24 protein-coding genes are annotated in these 21776 nt (G+C 47.9%); 12 read left to right on the forward strand and 12 right to left on the reverse strand.

Annotated features, from left to right (window positions below; translation table 11 throughout):
- Positions 1–44 precede the first annotated feature (44 nt).
- Both pruA and COW20_15930 read left to right on the forward strand, forming a co-directional pair.
- Complete coding sequence (gene pruA / locus COW20_15925; GenBank protein ID PIW46409.1) at positions 45–1604, forward strand: L-glutamate gamma-semialdehyde dehydrogenase; 1560 nt, start codon at positions 45–47, stop codon at positions 1602–1604.
- Between the two features lie 7 nt (positions 1605–1611).
- Positions 1612–3705, forward strand: a complete 2094-nt coding sequence (locus COW20_15930; protein PIW46410.1) for a hypothetical protein — start codon at positions 1612–1614, stop codon at positions 3703–3705.
- A gap of 21 nt (positions 3706–3726) precedes the next feature.
- Here the strand turns inward: COW20_15930 and COW20_15935 are convergent, their stop codons facing one another.
- From COW20_15935 to COW20_15970, 8 genes are all read right to left on the reverse strand, one after another.
- On the reverse strand, positions 3727–4242 hold the full coding sequence (locus COW20_15935; protein ID PIW46411.1) for a hypothetical protein: 516 nt from the start codon (positions 4240–4242) through the stop codon (positions 3727–3729).
- On the reverse strand, positions 4239–4751 hold the full coding sequence (locus COW20_15940; protein ID PIW46412.1) for a hypothetical protein: 513 nt from the start codon (positions 4749–4751) through the stop codon (positions 4239–4241). The genes COW20_15935 and COW20_15940 overlap by 4 nt, the downstream gene beginning before the upstream one ends.
- 1 nt (position 4752) lies before the next feature.
- The gene (locus COW20_15945) at positions 4753–5052 is read right to left on the reverse strand and encodes a hypothetical protein (protein ID PIW46413.1); all 300 of its coding nucleotides are present in this window, start codon (positions 5050–5052) and stop codon (positions 4753–4755) included.
- 126 nt (positions 5053–5178) lie between these two features.
- Positions 5179–6081 carry a hypothetical protein gene (locus COW20_15950; GenBank protein PIW46414.1) on the reverse strand — a complete coding sequence of 301 codons (903 nt, stop codon included), beginning with the start codon at positions 6079–6081 and terminating at the stop codon, positions 5179–5181.
- Positions 6082–6177: 96 nt separating this feature from the next.
- On the reverse strand, positions 6178–6699 hold the full coding sequence (locus tag COW20_15955) for a hypothetical protein (protein ID PIW46415.1): 522 nt from the start codon (positions 6697–6699) through the stop codon (positions 6178–6180).
- Positions 6696–7220 (reverse strand): hypothetical protein, encoded by a 525-nt coding sequence (locus COW20_15960; GenBank protein ID PIW46416.1) that lies wholly within the window; start codon positions 7218–7220, stop codon positions 6696–6698. The genes COW20_15955 and COW20_15960 overlap by 4 nt, the downstream gene beginning before the upstream one ends.
- A gap of 6 nt (positions 7221–7226) precedes the next feature.
- The gene (locus COW20_15965) at positions 7227–7661 is read right to left on the reverse strand and encodes a hypothetical protein (GenBank protein PIW46417.1); all 435 of its coding nucleotides are present in this window, start codon (positions 7659–7661) and stop codon (positions 7227–7229) included.
- Positions 7662–7699: 38 nt separating this feature from the next.
- Positions 7700–8101 (reverse strand): hypothetical protein, encoded by a 402-nt coding sequence (locus COW20_15970; GenBank protein ID PIW46418.1) that lies wholly within the window; start codon positions 8099–8101, stop codon positions 7700–7702.
- Between the two features lie 203 nt (positions 8102–8304).
- Between COW20_15970 and COW20_15975 the strand changes: the two genes are divergently transcribed.
- The gene (locus tag COW20_15975; protein ID PIW46419.1) at positions 8305–9816 is read left to right on the forward strand and encodes a hypothetical protein; all 1512 of its coding nucleotides are present in this window, start codon (positions 8305–8307) and stop codon (positions 9814–9816) included.
- Between the two features lie 121 nt (positions 9817–9937).
- Complete coding sequence (locus COW20_15980) at positions 9938–11410, forward strand: hypothetical protein (protein ID PIW46420.1); 1473 nt, start codon at positions 9938–9940, stop codon at positions 11408–11410.
- 23 nt (positions 11411–11433) lie between these two features.
- Here the strand turns inward: COW20_15980 and COW20_15985 are convergent, their stop codons facing one another.
- Positions 11434–12348, reverse strand: a complete 915-nt coding sequence (locus tag COW20_15985) for a hypothetical protein (protein ID PIW46421.1) — start codon at positions 12346–12348, stop codon at positions 11434–11436.
- Between the two features lie 65 nt (positions 12349–12413).
- Positions 12414–13124 carry a hemolysin D gene (locus COW20_15990; GenBank protein ID PIW46422.1) on the reverse strand — a complete coding sequence of 237 codons (711 nt, stop codon included), beginning with the start codon at positions 13122–13124 and terminating at the stop codon, positions 12414–12416.
- A gap of 256 nt (positions 13125–13380) precedes the next feature.
- Between COW20_15990 and COW20_15995 the strand changes: the two genes are divergently transcribed.
- From COW20_15995 to COW20_16030, 8 genes are all read left to right on the forward strand, one after another.
- Positions 13381–13821 (forward strand): hypothetical protein, encoded by a 441-nt coding sequence (locus tag COW20_15995; GenBank protein PIW46423.1) that lies wholly within the window; start codon positions 13381–13383, stop codon positions 13819–13821.
- Between the two features lie 14 nt (positions 13822–13835).
- On the forward strand, positions 13836–14192 hold the full coding sequence (locus COW20_16000; protein ID PIW46424.1) for a gas vesicle protein: 357 nt from the start codon (positions 13836–13838) through the stop codon (positions 14190–14192).
- The gene (locus COW20_16005) at positions 14192–14590 is read left to right on the forward strand and encodes a hypothetical protein (protein ID PIW46425.1); all 399 of its coding nucleotides are present in this window, start codon (positions 14192–14194) and stop codon (positions 14588–14590) included. The genes COW20_16000 and COW20_16005 overlap by 1 nt, the downstream gene beginning before the upstream one ends.
- Positions 14591–14594: 4 nt before the next feature.
- On the forward strand, positions 14595–15770 hold the full coding sequence (locus tag COW20_16010) for a hypothetical protein (protein ID PIW46426.1): 1176 nt from the start codon (positions 14595–14597) through the stop codon (positions 15768–15770).
- 121 nt (positions 15771–15891) lie between these two features.
- Entirely contained in the window at positions 15892–17106 is a 1215-nt protein-coding gene (locus COW20_16015; protein PIW46427.1) for a hypothetical protein, read from the forward strand.
- Positions 17107–17111: 5 nt separating this feature from the next.
- A complete protein-coding gene (locus COW20_16020; protein ID PIW46428.1) occupies positions 17112–18197 on the forward strand; it encodes a hypothetical protein in 1086 nt (361 codons plus the stop codon).
- Positions 18190–18543, forward strand: coding sequence for a hypothetical protein (locus COW20_16025; protein ID PIW46429.1), 354 nt, complete (start codon positions 18190–18192; stop codon positions 18541–18543). Before COW20_16020 ends, COW20_16025 begins: the two co-directional genes overlap by 8 nt.
- Positions 18512–19594 carry a hypothetical protein gene (locus tag COW20_16030; protein PIW46430.1) on the forward strand — a complete coding sequence of 361 codons (1083 nt, stop codon included), beginning with the start codon at positions 18512–18514 and terminating at the stop codon, positions 19592–19594. Before COW20_16025 ends, COW20_16030 begins: the two co-directional genes overlap by 32 nt.
- On the opposite strand, the gene COW20_16035 is transcribed toward COW20_16030, so the two are convergent.
- The gene (locus COW20_16035) at positions 19540–20706 is read right to left on the reverse strand and encodes an RNA methyltransferase (protein PIW46431.1); all 1167 of its coding nucleotides are present in this window, start codon (positions 20704–20706) and stop codon (positions 19540–19542) included. The two genes, COW20_16030 and COW20_16035, sit on opposite strands and share 55 nt — an antisense overlap.
- Positions 20706–21692: a hypothetical protein gene (locus tag COW20_16040; GenBank protein PIW46432.1), complete on the reverse strand. Its 987-nt coding sequence runs from the start codon at positions 21690–21692 to the stop codon at positions 20706–20708. The genes COW20_16035 and COW20_16040 overlap by 1 nt, the downstream gene beginning before the upstream one ends.
- Positions 21693–21776: the final 84 nt, after the last annotated feature.

Below are 21776 nucleotides of genomic sequence, written 5' to 3' on the forward strand. Positions count from 1 at the left end.
TAGAATTTCGAATGGTTTTTACCGCAACGGAAGGAATGTCATTCATGCATCTCAATCTCCCTGAATTTACAAACGAAGCTTTTACTGATTTTTCTCAAGCCGAGCATGCCCAGGCGATGGAAGCTGCTCTTCAAAAGGTGACTGCTCACTTTGAACGTGAGTATCCGATCGTGATTGGGGCAGAAAAAATCAAAACTGAGACGAAGTTTAGTTCTTACAATCCTGCTTGTCCCAGTCAAACCATGGGAACCTTTCAAAAAGGCGATGCTGCTTTGGCTGAGAAGGCCATTGAAACCGCTTGGGCCGCTTTTCCGGCATGGTCAAAGACGCCCGCTGAAGAGCGGGTGGCTTATCTCTTAAAGGCTTCAGAAATCGTGAAGGCCCGTAAATTTGAGATTGCTGCTGCGATGGTCTATGAGGTGGGGAAATCCTGGGCCGAAGCAGATGGTGACGTTGCTGAAGCGATTGACTTTTTAGAGTTTTATGCCCGCGAAATGTTGCGCTATGCGGCCCCTCAGCCGATTACTCCTTATCCAGGAGAGGCCAATGAAGCCTTTTACTTGCCCTTGGGGGTGGGGGCGATCATTCCCCCTTGGAACTTCCCCTTTGCGATTTTGGTGGGCATGAGCGCTTCTGCGCTGGTTACCGGCAATACTGTGGTTTTAAAGCCTGCAGAGGAATCTATGCTGATGGGGGCGATCTTTGCTGAAATTATGGAAGAAGTTGGGCTGCCAGCAGGTGTGCTGAACTTTATTACAGGGGATGGCGCCGAAGTGGGCGGTGTGATGGTCAATCACCCTCTGACCCGTTTTATCTCTTTTACGGGCTCAAAGGACGTGGGGCTGCTGATTACTGAACAGGCGGCAAAACGCATTCCGGGGCAACGCTGGATCAAGCGGGTGATTGCGGAACTGGGCGGAAAAGATGCCACGGTTGTGGATGAAACCGCTGATCTTGAAGCTGCGGCCAGCGGAATTGTGGCGGCTGCTTTTGGTTTTCAAGGCCAAAAATGTTCAGCCTGTTCTCGTGCCATTATTGTTGAGAGCGTCTATGAGCAGGTGCTTGAAAAAGTCGTTGAAAAAACCCAAGCACTGACCCAGGGAGACCCTGTTCAATTTGAGAATTTTATGGGGCCTGTGATTAATCAGGAATCTGAAGACAAATGTCTGCGCTATATAGGCTATGGCCATGAAGAAGGTCGTTTGCTGGTGGGTGGGCATAAACTGGAGCGTGAAGGACATTTTATTGCGCCGACGGTCTTTGCCGATCTTGATCCCTCTTCCCGTTTGGCACAGGAAGAAGTCTTTGGGCCTGTCTTGGCCCTGATCAAAGCCCGTGATTACAAGCATGCTCTCGAAATTGCAAATGGCACGCCCTATGGTCTGACGGGTGCCTTTTACAGCCAGGTAGAAGCGCGTTTACAGGAAGCCCGTGATGATTTCTTTGTGGGGAATTTATACCTCAATCGTAAATGCACAGGGGCCTTGGTCGGCGTGCATCCCTTTGGTGGCTTTAACCTTTCGGGCACCGACTCAAAAGCCGGTGGCCGGGATTATCTTCTGAATTTTATGCAGGCCAAATCGGTCACGCGTAAGCTTGGATAGTGGGGGCGTGAAACGCTGGCAGTCTTGGGTTCTTTTACTGGTTTGTCTGCTTTCTTTTGCAGGGCCTGCCTTTAGCCTCGGGCCTTCGCTTCCGGGGCTTACTGGGCCTGCTGCCCAGATGCCTGAGATCAAGGTCTTTCCCAATCAATTGGTTCAGGCCGAAGCTGTCGACCCGCAGTTAAAATCCCTGTTCTATCGCAAACCCTGGACTTTTGATCAGGAGACCTTTATTGGGGTCTGGCAGGATGTTCTGCATATCCTGCCAGACCTGCAAGCTGAGTTTCAACGGCTGGAAAACCGAAATTTCAGTTCCTCTGATTATTTGAAGCTCAGTGTGTTATTGCTCGTTTTTCTGCTGCTTTTGAGTGCCCGTATTTTAGACCGCTATTTTCAGAAACGTCTTATTTCCCTGATTGATTTCATGCCCCACCATTGGCCCGAAGTATTGCGTCATTCTGCGCGATTGCTGATTGCCGTGCTCAGCCGTTCACTGATCTTTTTAACCACCCTGTTTTTAACCTATTTGGTCTGGGGCTCTTTTTCACCAGAAAGTACCTTTTTCCCAGCTTTTATTCATTTACTCTGGATTGCTGTGGTTTACCGGGTTTTACACCTGCTGTTTTATGAGCTTTTGGCCAATACCAACACCCGTTATTTTGAGGGAGAGCAAGCCGCACTCGCCCTTCGACTTTATCGGAGCATTCATTTGTTTTTGCTCTATGTGGCCCTGTTTTTATCGGGGATTGCCATTCTGGAACATATTGCCTACCGCGCCGATTTGATCAATTTTCTCTATTTTGTATTGTCGGGCTGTGTTTTGCTTTTCTCGGCCTATCTATTAACCAATAAGAAACAGATCTTTACCCTCCTGCCCAGTTTGAATGAGCCCTTTTATCAGCGCTTTCTGCGCTTTTTAGGCCGGTTCTATAATTGGGTGATTGGCTTTACCTTGGCCTTGGGGGTTTTGTGGGTGGTGGGCTATCACAACCTGACCCATATGTTGTTTTTACGTTCCTGGGTTCTGTTCTCGCTCTTTTTGGGAACGGTTTTACTGCACCGTTGGTTGCAGTCGTTGATTCAAGAAACCTTGCAGATGGGCTCTGAACCCTCCCAATTGGCCAAGCAATTGTCGAGGGCGCTCTGGTTGCTTGAAGCCTTGGTCTTCAGCCAGATATTCTTGATTTTGCTCGATGTACGGGAGCCTTTGCTGAATTGGTTGGGATACCCGATCATCACGATTGGCAACAGCTCTATGAGCATGCTTTCGATCTTCAGTGGCTTTCTGACTGTTTTTGTCTTCTGGCTTACTTCAGGCCTGATCAATGCCTATCTTGAGGAGCGTCTTTTTCCTAAATTAGACTATGATGCGGGCGTGCACCAGATGATTACCCTCAGCATTTTTTACGTTGCGATGGGTTTGGGCATTCTCATGGGCTTGAATGTGATGGGCTTTGACTTGTCTATGTTCGCCATTTTTGCGGGGGCATTGGCGTTTGGGATCGGTTTTGGTCTGCAGGGCATTGCCAAAAATTTTGCCAGTGGAATTATTCTAATTTTTACAGGGTTGGTGAAAAAAGGCGATTATATCACCGTGGGTGAGTATACCGGCTATATTCAACAGGTAAGCTGGAAAAAGGTTCATCTGCGTACCCCTGACCATGTCGATTTGATTGTGCCGACGGTCAGTTTGGTCGAATCCAGTATTGTGAATTGGACCTACTCAGGCAAGCAGGTGCGCGTGCATATTCCGGTGGGCGTTTCCTATGACTCAGATGTAGAAGAGGTGCGGCGCGTTCTTTTGGAGGTTGCCCTTGAGCACCCCGAGGTTTTGCCTGACCCGGCCCCCACGGTTTGGTTAAAAGCGTTTGGCGACAGTTCTTTAGATTTTGAGCTTCTGGTTTGGATCGACTATGAATGCATTATTGTTGAAAGGCTGAGGGGTGAAATCAATTTCTTAATCTGGAAGGCCTTGAAACGTCATCAAATTGAAATTCCCTTTCCGCAACGTGATTTGCATATCCGTTCGGGTTTGCCGCCTGCTCAGCCAGGGAATCTTACCCAAACTGAAGAGGATTCAATGGGCGAGACGGTTGAGCAATAACAGATCATCTGCATTATGGCCTCAATCGTAAGACAGCCCAATCACCCGCTCTCCATCCCACTTGGGTATGCAGTAAATGCCTGTAAAATGGTGCTGTTTGATACGCTCTACAAAAAGTTCTGTGACATAGACATTGCCTGGAACAGAGCGGTTCTTGAGAAAAATATGCACATCTTTGGGGCGAGTGGCTTCAACCTCGGCATAATTGGGAAACTCACTGCAATTGGGTAAAATGGCGGGTTTGACATGATAGCCCACCAATTCTCCTGTTTCCTGGTGATACAAACAGCTTGGCTGATTATGTTCAAGCGAAACCAAATCCTGAAAAGCATACATAAAAGGAATATTGAAAAAATACTCTCCTTTTATTTTTGTCTCTTTGCTTACTTGAATATCAAAGGCAGGCCCGCAAAAATGAATATACTGACTCTTTTGCTCGGCCTGTTCCTGAGTGGGTGGAACAAAGGGGCCGGGGTTAAATACAGCATAATAGATACCCCGTGCATTGTTTTTATAATCAATACTGTAGATTTTCATGCCTGAGCCTCGCTGTCGTATTTCAAAACAAAATCCATGCCTTTGAGTTTGTTTTTAAGGCAAAGCTCACGAAAAGTATTGGTGACTGCGGCTCTATAAACACCTGGATCTTCTCTAAAGAAATGAATGCCTTTTGGTAATTCTCTGTAAATACAGGCCCAATCTAAATCATCGCTAAAAGGCAAAATATTAGGAACAACCACATAAAAAAGTCGGTCTTCAAAATGCAATTCAATTACTTGTTCAGCTTGAGGCAAAATGAGTTCTTTCAAACACTCAAATGCCTTTTGGCTGAAGGTTGGTGTTGATCCTGCAATACTGGATGAAAATTCTTTATGCTCTTTTTCCAAATTACTAGAATGAAGTAAATAAGCATAATCTCCTATTTTAAGCGGCCTGGTACGGGTTGTAGAAATATCTAAAAATTCCAAATAATATGGAGCCGAAGAATTTAATATTTTTGCATAGTAATATTTATCTGAATCACCATGTAAAGTAAAAAGCTGCATTTTACCAGTTCATTTCCTTGTTAATATCTTTGCATAGTTCTTTTAATTTAAGCTCTTTTTCATCTACATACCTTGGCCTTAGGGTTTTAAACTTTTGCCCCAATTGTTTTGAAATATGCTGAGTTGTCGCTTGGGGGTGAATCCCCGGCACAGAGGCAGAAGGCACCTTAATATTGGGGTGGTTGCTCACGTTATAAAGTATTTTTGTAACATTGACTTTGCCCCCAGAGATAAAACTTCCTAACACAATATCCTGTAAGCTCAGGCCAGGGCCAATGGGAGAGCCTGGGTTCTTGAGCACGAAGTCAATGGTTTAACCCGTAAACCGCTCAGCAAGAGTGCGGGTTCCGTTGCTCAATGTCAATAGTCATTGAAAAATGATCAATTTATGGCACCAAATGAAAAAATACTGCATGACACAGCCAGTTTAGAGATTTTTGATCTCATTTTCGGAAAGCCCTGTGTATTTGGAAATAACTTCTGAGGTTATGCCATCGGCTTTCATTTGTTTTGCAATATTTATTTTTTCTTCTTTTTGGCCTTCGGCTTTGCCTTTGGCCTCACCTTCTTGAATGAGGCGCTTGTCTTTTTCACTAATCGCAGTTGTAAACATTTGTCTGACCTCCAATTGATTGGTATAGATTTTCTCAAATGCCTGATAATCCGTGGAATCAATTCGCCCATCCACAGCAAGCATCTTGAACCAGTTTAAAAACAGTGAGATAGCCATTCTGTCTTCTTTTTCAAACAGTTCAAGTAATTCATGCTCTAACTGCTCTAGATTGTAATGGTTTTCAGCTAAAAACAAGGTGGAGACAATATTTTGAATTTGCAATAGAGTTTCTGCGCTGTATTCATTTTCGGCAATTTTCAGGTATTGGAACCCGATGCCATACTGACCGAGCACGTCATGATGTTCAATCGTTTCAGCTACAGCTTCGGGGGCTGTCCATTTCGCATCGCCATTGTAGAGCATAATCGGGAAAACTGGGGGCAATTTTTCTTTAATTTGCCCTGATTTAATCAGTGAGACATATAAGCTGGTAATGTAATTGAGGATTCTCACTGAAATAAAGCGATCTACGCTGGATTGAAACTCCAAAAGTACATAGATAAACACGTCTTGCCCATTGAGCTTGAGCTTGTAAATCAGATCACTCTCAGTTTCCCGATAGGCCTCAGAAATAAAACTGTGTTCAATGGTTTCTGCGCTGTTGAAATCCAGTTCTTTGACCCAGGGTTCATGAACGAAGGTCTCCAATAACTGACGAAAAATCGTCACATTGGAGAAAAGACGCTTGTATCCAAAATCATGGATATGGTGAACCATCTAACTGGGGGCTCCATTGGGGTGTATGCTCTTGAATCCATTATACCATTGGGGTCAAGTCGGGGTCTTCAGCTTACGGAGCCTGAGTGTTTAAGCTCAATCGTAAGAGAGACCAATCACCCGCTGGCCATCCCATTTGAGAATAAATCGAACGCCCTCTAAATTTTTCTCATGAACCCGTTTTACAAAAGTTTCTGTCACCAATGGAAAAGAAACATCAGGAAATTTGTGAAAGAAATGTACTTCTGCAGGTAATTCTGAAATTATTTCAGAATAAGTTGGATATTCTTTAGAATAGTTGATTCGAGCAGCACCCACATGATACCCCATAAAAGTATCCGTTTTGGGGTCAAACAGTGTAAAAATCTCGTGGTAATTTAAAGGCAGCAAGTCTTGTAAAACATGAAATGCCCGAGCAGAGAAAAAGTTTTCACTGCGTACTTTTTCTTGTGGGTTTTCGTGATAATATTGGTAAAAATCTTCAGAAAAATTAAAGTCAAAAGACAGTTTTGGAGCTGAATTCAGGTAGTATTCAGGTTCTACGAAGGGTTTTGCCTGAAGAATGCGCATATATACGCCTGCCCCATGCCGAAATGCCAGTGGAATATACAGTTTCATGTCTGTGCCTCACTGTCGTATCTCAATCTAAATGCTATACTTTTTAGTTTGTTTTTTTCACAAGTTTTTTTAAACTCTTCGGTTACAACTGCTCCATAAGCGTAAATTGAATAATTGAAAAAATAAGCATCTTCTGGTAACTCCTGAACCATTGAGTTCCAGTCATCGTTTTTATTTGAAAATGAGAGCAACGTAGGCTTCACAGCATAAAAAATGTGGTTTTCAAAATATATTTTTGTTATTTTTTCAGGTTCAGGAAGAAAAAAGCCTTGCAAACAATCAAAGGCTTTTTGGCTGAAAATAGGTGTAAAAGCGTTTAAATCGTCTATTCCAGGAATAATTTCAAATTGACCGTTTACAATTTTTACAGGAGTCTTCACAATTGAAATAAAATCTCCGATAGGTTTTAACCTTGAGGTATGTGAAGATTCATAAGTAAACTCGATCTGAAAGGGCTCTCGTTTATTGAGCAGAATTGCATAAGCATATTTATTTTTTCCAAGTAAATCATACAATTTCAATTCTAACTACCAACCCATTGTATTATTGATTTCTTTACAGAGTTCTTTTAAATTTAACCTCTCATGTGTAACATATTTAGGCCGAAGAGCTTGAATTTGAGAACTCATTCCTGGTTTTATTACATTTGCATAAGCTTCTGGATGAATCCCCGGAATAGAAGCTGTTGGAACAGCTTTATAGTGACGACCCACATTGTAAAACATTTTGGATAAACTCACTTTACCTTGCCAATTTGAAACAACTTTTCCCCCTAAATCTTTAAACAATACAGGCCCACTGCCAGACCAGCCAAAAATATCCATGCGAATTATGTCTTGTAAACCCAGGCCAGGGCCAATGGGAGAGCCTGGGTTCTTGAGCACAAACTCAATAGTTTCACCCGTAAACCGCCCTGTAATGCTTCTGCAAAAGAACACATTGAGCAGGGTGTTGAAATTCAAAAAAAATCCCGCTTTTGGCGGGATTTTTATGTCTATACTTAGCGTCCAGGCGGACGGGGAGGGGGGCCACCAGGCGGCGGGCCAGGCGGACGGCCAGGAGGAGGACCTCCAGGACCACCAGGCGGGGGGCCGGGGGGGCGACCAGGAGGCGGGCCTCCGGGAGGGCCAGAACGACCCAGTGAAGCTTCAACTGACTCAATGGTCTTGAGCAGCGCTTCAGCAACTTCTTTACCCAAAGAATAGGGAATCGCAATACGGGTATGTACTGGAACACATTCCTTCTGCAGGGTTTCGACTTCTTCCTGCATGATAGGGGGTAAATAGCCAAAATCAATCACGACGTTTTCCCGATCGACACGAAAGCGGAACAAGTTGGCCGGTTGACTCAGTGTATCGAGGTCACGGGCCAGGAGATCGTCGGGGGACAAGGGTTGTACCATGCTGGATGTCTCCTACGTTTCTTTCTAGCTTTGAAACATGCTACCACAGAATTCGGTCATTTTCAAAGGATGCTTGTCACCAATCCTGAATTGCTTTGCTCCAGCAGAAAAAATCAACTCAAGAATTCAGGGGCGGAGAGGTGCAAAACTCGACGCCAGCGGATATTATAGAGTTAAATGAATCGCCCTTGAAAGAGCCATCGATGCGTATTATTCAAACCACAGATTACCAGGAAATGAGCCGTACAGCGGCTTTGTTGATCCTCAATTTATTGCTTGAGAACCCACAGGCTGTGATTGGTCTGGCAACCGGGCATACCCCAAGCGGGCTTTATCGGGAATGGGTTTTGGCAAGGTACAGCCTGGGCATTGCTATGAATGGCCTGCATTTCTGTCATTTGGATGAATACCTGGGCATGGACAGTCAAAATCCTGAATCGATGGCTGCCATTTTGCGGCAACAGTTGTTTCAGCCTTTGGGGATCAATGCCGATCGGGTTCACTATATGCCTGCTGCTGACCCCGATCCTGAGCAGGCCTGCCAGGTCTATGAAAAATTGATTCAGGAATTGGGTGGATTGGATTTGCAGATTCTGGGGATTGGCCAGAATGGCCATATCGCATTTAATGAACCTGGAACATCTTTTAATCAACACACCCATATCACGCCCCTAAGTGTTTCAACGCGTAAGGCCAATGCCCGTTATTTTGCATCGGGAGAAACCCCTGAACAGGCCATGACCATGGGCCCTTCTTCAATTATGGGGGCCAAACGGATTTTGCTCTTGGCTTCTGGTTCAAACAAGGCCAATGCGGTTCAGAATATGTTGGAGGGGCCTCTGGATGAAAACTGCCCTGCCAGCTTGTTGCGTTTTCACCCCCACGCCACGCTGGTGCTGGATCGCGAAGCGGCAGCCAAGCTTTCGCCGGTGACCTTGCATCCAGCGGATTATAACCAACCTGCACCTCTCAGTGTTTATAAGCATTCTGAGAAGTTTTTTAACTCGCCCCAACGTATTTTGGTCTGCGCTCCCCATCCCGATGACGCCTCAATCAGCTGCGGTGGTACACTGGCCCGTTTAAAAGAAGAAGGCCATGAACTGCTCTTTGTATCGATGACCACCGGGCACCGCGCGGATATTCCCGATACCAGCCGTGAAGAGCGGATTGTTCTGCGCCAAAGAGAGGCTGAAAAGGAAGCTGCCTGCTTCGATAGCCAGGCCTTGGGCTTGGAGCTTGATTTTTACGAGCGATCCTACTGCCCTTCTTCTGCCGATGTCACCCGTATCCGTTCAGTTCTTTCAAGCTTTAAACCGGCGCTGGTTTTTTCTGCCTCAGCGGAAGACCGCCATCCCGCCCACCGCATGTCTGCACTTTTGCTCAAAGAGGCCTTGCAACAACATGTGCAGGCCTTGGGTACAACCATTCAACTCTGGGCCTATGAGGGGCCGTGGTTCCTCTTTGCCCGTGATGATTTTAATACTGTGGTTGAGCTTGACGACCGCCATCTGCAGCTTAAACTGGCCGGCATTCAGGCCCATCGTTCTCAAATTGAGCGCAAACGCTATGATCAGGCGGCAGAAGCGCTTTCCCGTTTCCGTGCGATTACCACACCGGAGTCAAGGCTTTCAAGCTTTGGCTCTGAAGTTCAGAATTTGGGTGAGACGATTGAAGTTTTTCAAAGGTTTGAATTGAGGCCCAGGCTTGCCACCTGATTCAAGTGTGAATTGATGTAAACTTTAAGCAAAGAACAGTTCTATTTTACGATAAGTTTATCAGGGACTGCTCTCAGTCTCTTGAGCTTCATGGTTTTTGCCAAGGAGGAAGTTTCACGCCGTGCCCCGTCTGATTTCAGGTCAAAACAGTATCTCTATTGATCAGATTCGCCAATTGAATCCGGGTCTTTCTCAGGCTGATTTAGAGACGAAATTGGCAAAGAATGGTCTGGATGAACTTTACTTCAGCTACCAGGGCCAAACCTATCTGGCTGTGGGCGAGAAAATAGATTTTCAGGCGCTGAAGGGGTCTGCGAGTGCTCAATTGGATTTGAATGGCCAAACCCTGAATGTGAAGCTTTTGGGCCAGCAGAATGAATTTAATTCCTGGGGAGAAGGCTGGGCCCAAGGTGTATCTCTGGGCGACTCTCTCAAAAAAGCCTGGACGGCCTCTTTCACTTCACCCCAATGGGGCGAAGTGATGCGCCAGAGCACTTTTGTGGGCCATATGGGGCCTGCAGACGCTCTGCCAGCCACTCAAACACCTGCTGAACCAAGACCGATCCAGACCCCATCAGTACCCGCAGATTCTGTTTCAGTTGAGCCACCGCCCACGCCTCCCGCTGCCATTCCTGAGATTCAGGCGTTTTTTACCCAGGTACATAGCGGCAAAATCGAAGACGCACAGGCCAGCAGTGAAAATCCGGATAAAAAACTGGTTCAGTTGATTGATTCAGCCACTCAGACTTTAGACATTGCGGCCTTTGAGCTGGATTCAGATCAAATTGCCGAGGCTGTTTTGCGTGCCAAAGCGAAAAATGTAAAGGTTCGGATTGTAACCGATAGCAATTATCTCCAGGAAGCTCCCCTGCAAAAACTGATCGCCGCTGGCGTGCCCGTGGTCGATGACCAGCGCAATGGGCTGATGCACAATAAATTTGTGGTGGTCGATGCGGGCACTGAGGCCGCCCAGGTCTGGACGGGTTCAACCAATTTGACGGACAATGGCTTCTGGAAAAACAACAACAATGCCGTTTTGATACATTCCAAAGAATTGGCTGAAAATTTCAAAACCGAATTTGAAGAAATGTTTGTGGAGCATAAGTTTGGTGTCACTTCACCCAACTATGTGCCCCATCCCACGGTCACGGTGGGGCATACCCGGATAGAAACCTATTTTGCGGCAGAAGGAAAAGTGGCGGGCAAGGTCGCTGAGGCCTTGAACAAAGCTGAGCACAGCATTCATTTTATGGCTTTTTCCTTTACCCACGATGCGGTTGGAAATGTGGTGGCCCAAAAATTCAACAAGAAAGTGGAAGTTCGCGGCGTTTTTGAAAATACAGGGGCAGGCACCCAATACAGTGAATATGGCAAACTCAAAGCCCTGGGTGCTGATGTAAAAAAAGACGGTAACCCAGCTGTCATGCACCACAAGGTCTTTATTATTGATGGCAAAACTGTGGTCACAGGTTCGTTTAATTTTTCAGATTCAGCAGATAAAAACAACGATGAAAACCTGCTGATTATCGAATCCCCCGAGTTGGCGCAACAATACGAAGAAGAGTTCAAGAGAGTCTATCAACGGGGGCATTGAGCCTTGAGTTGCCTCCGCTTGTTTCACTCAATTTGAGGCGGATCTTCCCGCCGGGGGGCGAGAATATGCAGGGCCTTGGGCACGATTTCAATTGAGACAGGGGTATACCCCACCAAATCTCCATCGACCTGAATTGGAACGGGTTTGCGCGCTAAGATTCGCAATTTGCGAATCGAATAGTGTTCAAAATCTACCCATTCCTTGTGGCGGCGCAGCAGCAGCGAGATCAGCGAATAGAAAGTATCTCTGAAGCGTTTGCTTTTAAAAATATGCAATTCCAGCAGGCCATCGTCCATGACGGCCTGTTCTGCAATTTTATAATCCGTGGCATAGGTCGAGGCATTGCTGACAAAAATTTGCATCACCGTGCGTTTCAGGCGGTGGCGCTTGCCTTGGGCATCTTCAAAGCGCAGTTTGAGGGTGAAGGGTTTGTGGTAAAAGAGATTTTCTACCCCTGAGGTAAAGACTGCCAGTTTGCCAGCAACAGTTTTGAGCTGTTTATTGACCCGCATCAGAATTTCAGCGTCGTAGCCGACCCCGGCCATCAAGAGAAAATAGCGCTGATTGATCTTGCCCAGGTCAATCAATTGGCTTTGCGCCTGGGGCAGGTATTCAAGGGCTTCTTCATAGTTTTGCGGTACGTTGAATTCTCGGGCCAGGACATTGGTGGTTCCTACAGGCAAAAAACCCAGTTTGACGGGGGTATTGACCAAACCTTGGGCGACTTCATTGATGGTGCCATCTCCGCCCGCTGCGATCACGATATCGTATTGCTGGCGGGCGGCTTTGCGTGCTAAATCTGCTCCCCCGCCTATTTTTTGCGTGGGTTCAATATCCACTTGCCAGCCCCGTGCTTCAAGATAGGTCTTGGCAGTTTCGGGTTGAAACTGTTGCCAGATTTGGCCCGCAACCGGGTTATAGATCAGCATGGCTTTCATTTTTGCCTCAGGTCTTGCCAGGATACAAGCAGTCTAGCTCACTTTGCTGACGTGAGAAAGGTGGCTTAGCCGATTAAACGGGCACCGGGCATGACCACGAAAAGCAGAATCGCGAGGTAGTGGCTGAGACTACCTGCCAGCACGAATCCATGCCAAAGGGCATGTGCCATGCGGAATTTATGATCATAGAGATAAAAGACAGAGCCCAGGGTATAAAAGATCCCGCCTGCGACAATCAACTGGATGCCCCCCGACTGTAAACCGGCCTGCAAGGGCGCGAATACCAGCGTGATTGACCATCCCATACCGACATAGGCCAGGGTTGAAAGCAGATTATTGCCCATGGGCATGAAAATCTTGTGCAGGCAGCCCAGACCTGCGATCAGCCAGAGCAGACCCAACATGGGCAACCCGCTGGGGTGATCCTTGAGCACAACCAGACCCATGGGGGTAAACGAACCCGCAATCAAAAGGTAAATTGCGCAATGGTCAATGATTTGAAAGGCTTTTTTATGCACCATATCTGTGGCCAAAGAGCCATGGTAAAGAATCGAGGCGGCAAAAAGCAGAATCAAGGTGGTTCCATAGACTGAGCTGGCGACAATCGGTTGCCAGTGGCGGGTCATGGTGCTGAAGGCCATGAGCACGGCAAACCCTATTAGGCTGAGAAAAAGCCCTAGAAAAGCAACCGTGATATTTGCGATTTCTTCAAATTGATTGGCATTGATACCCTGTTTAAGCCAGGGGGCTTGGGGGGAAGAGAGTGAAATATTCATACTTTTATTATATTTCCTTGAGATGTGTCCCGATCCCAGTGACTATCTCAGGCAGGTCTTTTTCCTGTCACAATTTGGTCAAAGTGGTTTTGCCTTCTCCTTGGGGAATGGTTTCACTGCTCAAGAGTTCTGGCCCGTCTTAGGGGTCTGTGGTATTCTGACTGAGTCAGGCGCATGCCACTGACTGTTTTCCTCTGAATAATTCTGCCGGAAAAAGGCCCCAAAGATGTCCTCGTTACAAGCATCCTTTAATTTAATGATGAACGCGCCCTTGACGCTTTCTCACCCGATCGCTTTGCTCAGCCTCAGCCTGAGTATTTTAGGTTTGCTTTCTGCCCTGGGTGTCTTTTGGCTGCGAAAATCCGTCATTTTACCTGAACTGAAAAATCTACAGCAAGAACAGAGAGAGGTTCAGCAGGAACTCAAGGAAGCCCGTCAGGAACTGGCCATTGTCAAAGACCAGATGAACGAAGCCTTGGGAATTCTTTCTGAACTGCATCTTCAGGCCCGTCTTTTAACGGTCTTTCGCGTCATTCTCTCAGTTGCGCTCCTTTTGGGTCGTACTGGGGCTTTGGCGTTGGTTTTCAGGTTTTTGAACCGGCATATCTGGTGGCAGACCCTGGCCAAAGAAGGTATTGATGAACTGGTGGAACGTCTCCGGGATTACCTCAATAGCCCCCGTACCCACCGGTCTTAAGGAGAAATGAAAGCATGAGTCGAGCGAAAACCGGAAAGTCCCGACGCAAGGGGCGTTTTTTTCCTTTCTTGATTGGATTTTTATTGGGCGCTGCAGCGGGTGGTGCCGTGGGGCTTTTACTGGCTCCACGTTCAGGCGCAGAAAGCCGTCATTTACTTTCAGAAAATTTGAACCAACGCCGTGAAGGTGCGAGCAAGGTCGTGAATGAAACACGGCACCAGGCGCAAAAGAACAGTGGCGACCTGCTCTCTCAGGTGCAGGAACGCTGGAGTCTGCTTCTGGGCGCGCTTCAGGCCGGCAAACAGGCTGCGCGTGAAAAACACCAGGAATTGCGTCAAAAGCAATCGGCTCCCAAAGGAGGAAAAGCATAATGGCTTCCTGGATTTTATTGGGGATTTTAATTGGCCTGACTCTGGCCTCGGTCTCGATTTTATGTTGGCAATTGGTGCAAGTGCTTTTGGACCTGCGTCAGATTTTGGGGCTTGTCAAAGAGCTGACCCAGGAGGTGAAACCAGCTTTGCAGGATGTCAATGAAATTCTGCATAAATCGAATCTTGCCATGGATGAAGCAGGTAATACGTATCAGGCTTTGGGTGAAAATGCCCGTGAAGCGATGGGCTATCTGGGTAAACTCAAATCAGGCCTTCGCCACTGTTTTCTTGTGGCCAAAGCAGGTGTCTCTAAAGGCATAGAAACCTTTCGCTCTGGCGATGCAGGAGCGGTGAGCGATTCAGAACCGGTGTCTGCAGAGCCTGCCGAGGTGCTTTAAATCGATGGAGAATCAGCAGGCCCGACTCAAACTGAAACCTGGGCGCGAGAAATCTGTCCAGGGGCGACACCCTTGGGTTTTTTCGGGGGCGATTGCGACCCTTGAGGGAGAAGCCGAGCCGGGTGATCTGCTCACTCTGGTTTCTCACAGGGGAGAATTTTTAGCGCAGGGTTTTTACAATCCCCATTCCCAGATCGTGATGCGCCTGATCAGTTTTCGCAAAGCGGAGCTGAACCCTGATTTTTTCCGGGAGCGTTTGCGGGCTGCGATTCAGTTTCGCCAGAATTTAAAACTTACAAGCAATGCCCTGCGTTTGGTTCACGGCGAGGCTGACGGTTTACCCGGCTTGGTGGTGGATGCCTATGGGCCTTTTCTTGTTTTGCAGATTTCATGTTTGGGCATGGCCCGTATCAAACCGCTTTTGCTTGAACTGCTTCATGAGCTTTTGCAACCCGAAGGCATGATCGAACGCAGTGAATCGGCGGGTTTGAAAGAAGAGGGGTTGGAACCTGTGCGGGCGGTATTAAGTGGGCCGGAGGCCCCCCGAACCGAGGTGTTTGAAGATGCTGCCCGCTTTTCAGTGGATCTATTGGCCGGACAGAAAACCGGATTCTTTATTGACCAGCGCGACAACCGGGCTTTGATCGGACGTTTGGCGGCAGGCAAGCGTCTTTTAAACTGTTTTTCTTATACAGGGGGCTTCAGCCTGCACGCTGCCCTGAAGGGCGCACAGACCTGTTCTGTTGAAATTTCTGAACCAGCCCAGGAATTGGCACGTGAAAATTTTCGCTTGAATGGTCTCAACCCTGAAGAACACCAGTTTGTCACCGCCAATGTTTTTGACTATCTGCGTCAGATGGAGCCTGAGTTTGACGTGATTGTGCTGGATCCTCCCGCTTTTGTGAAGCATAAATCCCATCTCAAACAGGCCACGCGGGCCTACCAGGATATCAACCGGATTGCCATGCGTCAAAGTGTTGCGGATGGCTTGCTTTTAACCTGTTCCTGTTCGCATTATCTGGATTGGGAACTCTTTCAAAAAATTCTTTTTTCTGCAGCCACCGAATCGGGGCGACAGGTTCAGATTTTACAAAGATTGGGTCATCCACCGGATCATCCGGTGTCTCTTTTTCATCCTGAAGGTGAATATTTAAAGGCCTTTTTACTGCGGGTGCTCTAAGGTTATTTTGCGTTTAACATTTATTCAATAATCGGTAAAATCCGTTCAGTTTCTTGCTCTCCAGCCAGATAAGTTAAGTATCGGCAGCGTATATTTAATTTTGGCGTAGAGAGAGGCCCCTATGAAACTGAAACAAAGTTCCCGCTTGCAAAAATTCCTGACCGGAACCCTGGCTTTGGTGGGTTTGGTGGGTTGTGGTGGTTCTCAAATCCCTCTTTCTGCTATGCAATATGCGCCCCAAGCTTATGCTGCCCCCCAAATGCTTCAGGCCATGCGTGCCCCTTCTCTTCAAGCCCAATCTGCTGCCGGGATTCAAGTCAGTTTTGTAAAAGCTTATGGCCGTACGATAGCTGAAAACGAGGCAGTTTCACGCCAAGATGCCAACGGCCCCAGCGCCATGTTGATTCGCTTGATCGATTCTGCTCGCAAAACCCTGGATGGTTCTTTTTACGATATTGACAATCAAGACGTTGTTGCTGCTCTGTTACGGGCCCGCAAACGCGGCGTGCGTGTTCGTCTGGTGACGGATACCGATAATCTGACGGCAAAAAATTCAGGCCCTGCTGGCCCGCCCCGTGTCGCGATTACCCAATTGAAAAAAGCAGGGATCCCGATCGTTGACGATAAACGCTCTGGCATTATGCACAATAAATTTTTGGTTGTGGACAGCCAATCGGTTTGGACGGGTTCTACCAATCTGACCGATAGCAGCCTTTTTCATCACAATAACAATGCCCTGAGCCTGCGGTCTGCACAGTTGGCTGCCAGTTATACCGCTGAATTTGAGCGCCTGTTTACACAACGTATCTTTGGCCCCAATCCTCCCCGTCAGGTGCCCTATCCCCGTGTCAAAATTGGCTCTGCGACAGTGGATGTCTATTTTTCACCTCGCGGCGGCGGCCAGGAAGCGGTTTTAAGAGAATTGGGCAATGCCAGAAAACGGATCATGTTTATGACCTTTTCCCTGACCGATCAAAGTGCCGGTGCTCTGATTGAGGCCAAGCAAAAACAAGGGGTTCAAATTTCTGGGGTATTTGACAGCTGGTTGGGAGCCAGTCGCTATACCTTGTTTAACCCTTTAAAAGCCGATGGGATGGATATGCGCAAAGATGGCAATGAAGCTTTGCTTCACCACAAGGTGATTATCGTCGATGATACGGTGATTACAGGTTCCTATAACTATTCCAACAATGCTGAAAATTCGAACAATGAGAATTTTCTGATTATTCGCAATGCGCCTGCCATTACCCAGGCCTATGTGGAAGAGTTCCAACGGATTCGCTCAATTTCAAGATCAGGCTCAGTTCGCCCTGATTACCGTGGTCTTGAGGATTAGTCAGCATGGGCCGCGCCAGACCCTTATTAAAACTCCTGATCAGTGCGGCACTGCTCTCCTCTTGTGGGCGGGTACCCAGCCTGCCAGCTGTTCCTCAGCCCCAGCCTTCTGCACCCACAGAGACGCCTGCCCCGCTGCCTGATCTCGATTTGCCACTGCCTGATCTTCCTTTTTATCCCCCTGGAAGCCAAGCCATGGAAAAAATCTATGCGCCGATCGTGATTCTCGATTCGCGTGAGCCTTCACCTTTGACTTCTGTTGAAGCCCATATGCGTGTGGGTGTCAGTTTACAGGGCGATTTTTCTAAAAAAAGCATCACCGTTGAACCCTTGGTTCAGGGGCCTGAACTAAGTAAATACGCCCAACCTGTTTTGAACCGTTTTGGTCAGGATTATTTACTCTTTCTCAATGCCCGCCGCCAGCGCGCAGCATTTCAAAACACTGTCTATGTCAATAAAACTGAAAATGGGGCCTTTACCTATCTTCAGTACTGGTTTTTCTATTCCTATAACGATACCAAAATGCTGGGCGGGCCACCCGGTGGCATTGTGCAAAAATGTGGAAATCACGAAGCAGACTGGGAACATATGAGCCTGCGGATCAATACCCAGATCTTTCAAAAAGCGCGTACAGAGCAGGACTATTTGAACGCCATCGACGATATCTATCTTTCGCAGCATACCCGTTTTCAACATCTTGATCGCAAGTGGTTCCGCCAGGGGCAACTTGCTTTTCAAGGAACGCATGTGCAGGTCTATCCTGCCAATGGCTCGCATGCCACCTATCCCCGTCCGGGCCGTTATTTTATGCAGAACCTGGCGGGCTTTAAAACCTATGATATCAACGATGGTTTAGGGCAAAAGATCGATACCTCTCAGGGCAATCTGGCCAATATTCGCGAACAGCCTTGGTTCAGCTATGGGGGCAGATGGGGAGCTATCAACCACGATGTCTGCAATCTGGTGGAAGCCGTTTCTCCAGCCTCCAACGATGGCCCCTATGGTCCCGGTCATGGCGATCAACCCTATTGGTTTTACCAGAGCGATTGGTATGGGGTGAATCGCCCAGTCGTTACCCCTGTCAATGGCTAAACCCACCCTCTGTGCCTGGCGCGGTGAGCAGAAGGTTTTAGAAAACGTCATATTGGCCAATCATTTTTTCTCGCGTTTAAAAGGGCTGCTGGGGCGCAAAAGTATCGCCCCAGATCAAGGACTCTTAATTCGACCCTGTCATTCTGTACATACGATGGGAATGAAGTTTAGTATTGGCGTTGTTTTTCTCGACAAGGATGGGAAAATTCTGCATTTGATTCTAGACATGGCTCCCGGTCGCTTCAGCCCTGTGATCAAAGGGGCCCGTCAGGTCTTGGAGTTACAGCCTGAACGTCTGCAGAGCCTGAATTTAAATATTGGCGAGTACTTGCGTTTTGCTCTTTGAACTCTTTCTGACCCTGGGTCTTTTAAGTGCAGGCATTTTTCTTCTGTGTCTGCCAGACAGCCTCGCCCATCCTACAGATAAAGCCCAAGAAGGTCTGATCGGCGTGGGAGTGGTGGCACTGGTTTGTTTCTTGCTCGCTGTTTTCGTACCCAAGCCCCACGCTTTGCCTCCGCCCTGGCGCCCTCAAGACCCCTTTGGGCAGTCGGCTGGGCTTGAATTGGGGCTGCAAACCAAGGCCGTATTGCCCCTGGTTTACCAGCCCAAGTTGGCTTGGCTGGGTAAAACCCTTCAGGGACGTCGGCTCACTCACAAACCGATCGGTTTGTTTCAGAACCCCCAATTTGCCTTTCGGCGTGCAGGGGCCGAGGTTTATTTTGACTGGCGCTATGGTCTCAAACAGGCCAGCAAAGCGCCTTTTTCACCCCGTCTGATTGTCTTGCATTCCACCGAGGGAGAAGATGAGGCCCATGCCTTCGCGATTTTTAATCGCAATACTTCGCAGCAATACCTGGGGGGAGCCTGGACCCATTTTAGCATTGATCCCCAGGGCCAGATTTATCAATACAGCCCTTTGAATCGCATCAGCAAAGGGCAGGCTGGGATTGATGATCAGGCCGTCGGGATCGAATTGGTGGGAACAGCCAGTCTCTGGTCTGAGCAGGGCTTGCAGACACGTAAGGGCTCGATTATTCAGCGTTGGCAGGCGGGTGAAAAGGCTCAATTGGAAAGTGCAGTGGATTTGGTTCAGACCCTTCAAGATTTGTTTGAGATTCCCAATACCCGAATATATTCCCACGAAGATATTGGGAAATTGGCATTGCGTATAGGCTTTGGGCCCAGCCAACCTGATTATTTTGGTTTGCGTGAAAGCATTCGGGATACGGTCTATCTGGCACTCAAACCTGATTTGGGGCAGGGTCGCAAACCTGATCAGTTCTACGGCTTTTTAGAACCCTATGACCGTCAGGATCCTGGCAAAGACGTGATGCGGGTAATTTATGCTTCGTCGCGCGCGAAATCGTGGCGGGAGGGGAAAGGCCCAAAGAACTGAAAATATTGGCAGGGAATTTTGCCATTGAAGAGTTTGCGGCGTTTACTGGCTTGCCGGTTGATCGCCGTTTCTAAACCATGATCTGCACTGAGCACAAACCATGACCAGGTTTCCTGGCTGTCCATCAGGGCTTTCAGATCTTTATACAGCGCCAATACTTCAGCTTTTTCACCGATTCGTTCGCCATAGGGTGGATTGGTGATCAAGACCCCATATTTTTTCCGGGAGCGAAATTCAGATAAATTCAAGGTTTGAATGGCGACCTGATCACTGACCCCTGCATTTTGGGCATTTTGACGGGCTTTGCGCAGAACTTTGCTGTCACTGTCTGAGGCCAGGATGCGAAAATCGCCAGGAAGCTCCTGTTCTTGGGCCTGGGTGCGCAGGGTTTTCCAGAGTTTGAGATCGGCTTCAGGCCAGGTTTCTGCTGTGAATTTACGCTTTAAGCCCGGTGCACGGTTCAGTCCAATCAAGGCTGCTTCGATGGCGATCGTACCTGAACCACAGCAGGGATCACAGAGAATCCGAGAGGGCTCCCAGCGACTGAGTAGAACCAAAGCTGCTGCCAGGGTTTCTTTCAGGGGGGCTTCACCGGCATCACTGCGGTAGCCGCGTTTGTGCAAGCTCGGGCCGGTGGTATCGAGCATCAGGGTGGCCTGATCATTCAGCATGGAGATTTCGATTTTATACAGCGCCCCGTCTTCAGGAAAGGTTTGCAGTTTGTATTTGCGCTGCATGGCTTTGATCAGGGCTTTTTTCACCAGGGCCTGGCAGTCGCGTACACTGAAAAGCTTGGATTTATGCGAGCGTCCGGTAATATGCATCACTGCGTCGGGGGGCAACCAGTCTTCCCAGGGCAAAGCACAGGTTTGATCAAAAAGTTCATCAAAGTTTTCTGCGGGAAAACTTGCCAATTCAATCCCAATCCGATCGGCTGTGCGTAGCCAAAGCAAGGCTTTGGCGAGTTCGGCCTGGCCTCCGCGAAAACGAACCTTGCCGTTTTCAGTTTGAAGAATTTCAATGCCCAAATTACGCAGTTCTTCGCTGACCAAAGCTTCAAGACCAAATGAGCAGGCGGCAACCAGGGTTTGAGGGGTATTAAAAATCGGCATCAGGCGTGTGGCATATGTACGCGACGGCGTGTGGCATCTAGCAATTGCTGGAAATTGGTGCGCTGTTGATCCAGGTGTTCAAAGTTGATCTGGTCTTCAAAACGCTCACGGGTGTGCTCATCCAATTCCTGAATCGCCAGTACGATTTTTTGGTAGCGTGCATCCAGTTCTGCGTCAAATTGCTCAGCCCGCGCCACTGACTCTGCACTGGAGTGCATGCGCAATTGAATAATATGGCGGGTGAGCAGTTTAAAGTCCTGTTTAACCCATTCACTCATCTCGGCCAATTGACGCGAAATTTTTAAGCTTTTGGCGTAATACTGGGCCAGCGCTTCAATTTTTTCGAGTGCGGCGACTAGTTTCTGAACATCGTATTCTTTAACGAGGATATCAAGCCTTTGGCGAATTCCCGTAGAAAAGGCCTGCAGTTCATGGGAGCGGTGTTCCAACTCAGCCAGTTCTTCACTGCGAACGATGATTTCAGGGGCGGGCTCATAATCTAAAAGCTGCTGTTGGGTATAGAGCAGGGTTTCTGTTTTGGTATACAGATCTTTCAGATTTAAATTGGCTGTTTCAGGGGAGATTTCCTCCATGCGAACGCCTGCAATCATACAGAGTTCACTGAGATCTGCAAAGGCATTTGAAACCACAGAGCAGGTATCAATCAGGCGGTTTAAATCCAAGGCTTCAGGGAAATCAGGCGCCAGGCGCAGGGCGATACGCACGTATTTGCCTGCGGAGTGATAATCTTCAAGAATGGTCAGGAGATAGGCCATGCCCAGGAAGGGCTCAGGGCGTGAGCGGCCATATTGAATGGCCATAATAAATTTATCGCAGGATTGAACGAGTTTTTCCTGGCGTTCGTTGCCTTCAAGTTCTTGGGCTTCAGAAAGCGCACGCATGCCCTCAGACCAAGCCAAACCAAAATCACTGTCGCGATCGGTCTTTGAAAGCTGACTGTCCAAGGACTGTAAAAACTGATCCACCCGATCTCCTTTTCTGCACTCTGCGATTTATGCACACCCTATCTTAGCATAATCCAGTCAGGGGGGGGAAAGCTCGCCTTCCCC

This window comes from bacterium (Candidatus Blackallbacteria) CG13_big_fil_rev_8_21_14_2_50_49_14, from assembly GCA_002783405.1.
Lineage (GTDB): Bacteria > Cyanobacteriota > Sericytochromatia > UBA7694 > UBA7694.

Coding starts and splice junctions, on each gene's coding strand:
- pruA (PIW46409.1), top strand. CDS start 45: ATGCATCTCAATCTCCCTGAATTTACAAACGAAGCTTTTACTGATTTT.
- COW20_16010 (PIW46426.1), top strand. CDS start 14,595: ATGGAGAATCAGCAGGCCCGACTCAAACTGAAACCTGGGCGCGAGAAA.
- COW20_16015 (PIW46427.1), top strand. CDS start 15,892: ATGAAACTGAAACAAAGTTCCCGCTTGCAAAAATTCCTGACCGGAACC.
- COW20_16035 (PIW46431.1), bottom strand. CDS start 20,706: ATGCCGATTTTTAATACCCCTCAAACCCTGGTTGCCGCCTGCTCATTT.
- COW20_15955 (PIW46415.1), bottom strand. CDS start 6,699: ATGAAACTGTATATTCCACTGGCATTTCGGCATGGGGCAGGCGTATAT.
- COW20_15995 (PIW46423.1), top strand. CDS start 13,381: ATGATGAACGCGCCCTTGACGCTTTCTCACCCGATCGCTTTGCTCAGC.
- COW20_16025 (PIW46429.1), top strand. CDS start 18,190: ATGGCTAAACCCACCCTCTGTGCCTGGCGCGGTGAGCAGAAGGTTTTA.
- COW20_15950 (PIW46414.1), bottom strand. CDS start 6,081: ATGGTTCACCATATCCATGATTTTGGATACAAGCGTCTTTTCTCCAAT.
- COW20_16000 (PIW46424.1), top strand. CDS start 13,836: ATGAGTCGAGCGAAAACCGGAAAGTCCCGACGCAAGGGGCGTTTTTTT.
- COW20_15940 (PIW46412.1), bottom strand. CDS start 4,751: ATGCAGCTTTTTACTTTACATGGTGATTCAGATAAATATTACTATGCA.
- COW20_15985 (PIW46421.1), bottom strand. CDS start 12,348: ATGAAAGCCATGCTGATCTATAACCCGGTTGCGGGCCAAATCTGGCAA.
- COW20_16005 (PIW46425.1), top strand. CDS start 14,192: ATGGCTTCCTGGATTTTATTGGGGATTTTAATTGGCCTGACTCTGGCC.
- COW20_15990 (PIW46422.1), bottom strand. CDS start 13,124: ATGAATATTTCACTCTCTTCCCCCCAAGCCCCCTGGCTTAAACAGGGT.
- COW20_16020 (PIW46428.1), top strand. CDS start 17,112: ATGGGCCGCGCCAGACCCTTATTAAAACTCCTGATCAGTGCGGCACTG.
- COW20_15970 (PIW46418.1), bottom strand. CDS start 8,101: ATGGTACAACCCTTGTCCCCCGACGATCTCCTGGCCCGTGACCTCGAT.
- COW20_15935 (PIW46411.1), bottom strand. CDS start 4,242: ATGAAAATCTACAGTATTGATTATAAAAACAATGCACGGGGTATCTAT.
- COW20_15975 (PIW46419.1), top strand. CDS start 8,305: ATGCGTATTATTCAAACCACAGATTACCAGGAAATGAGCCGTACAGCG.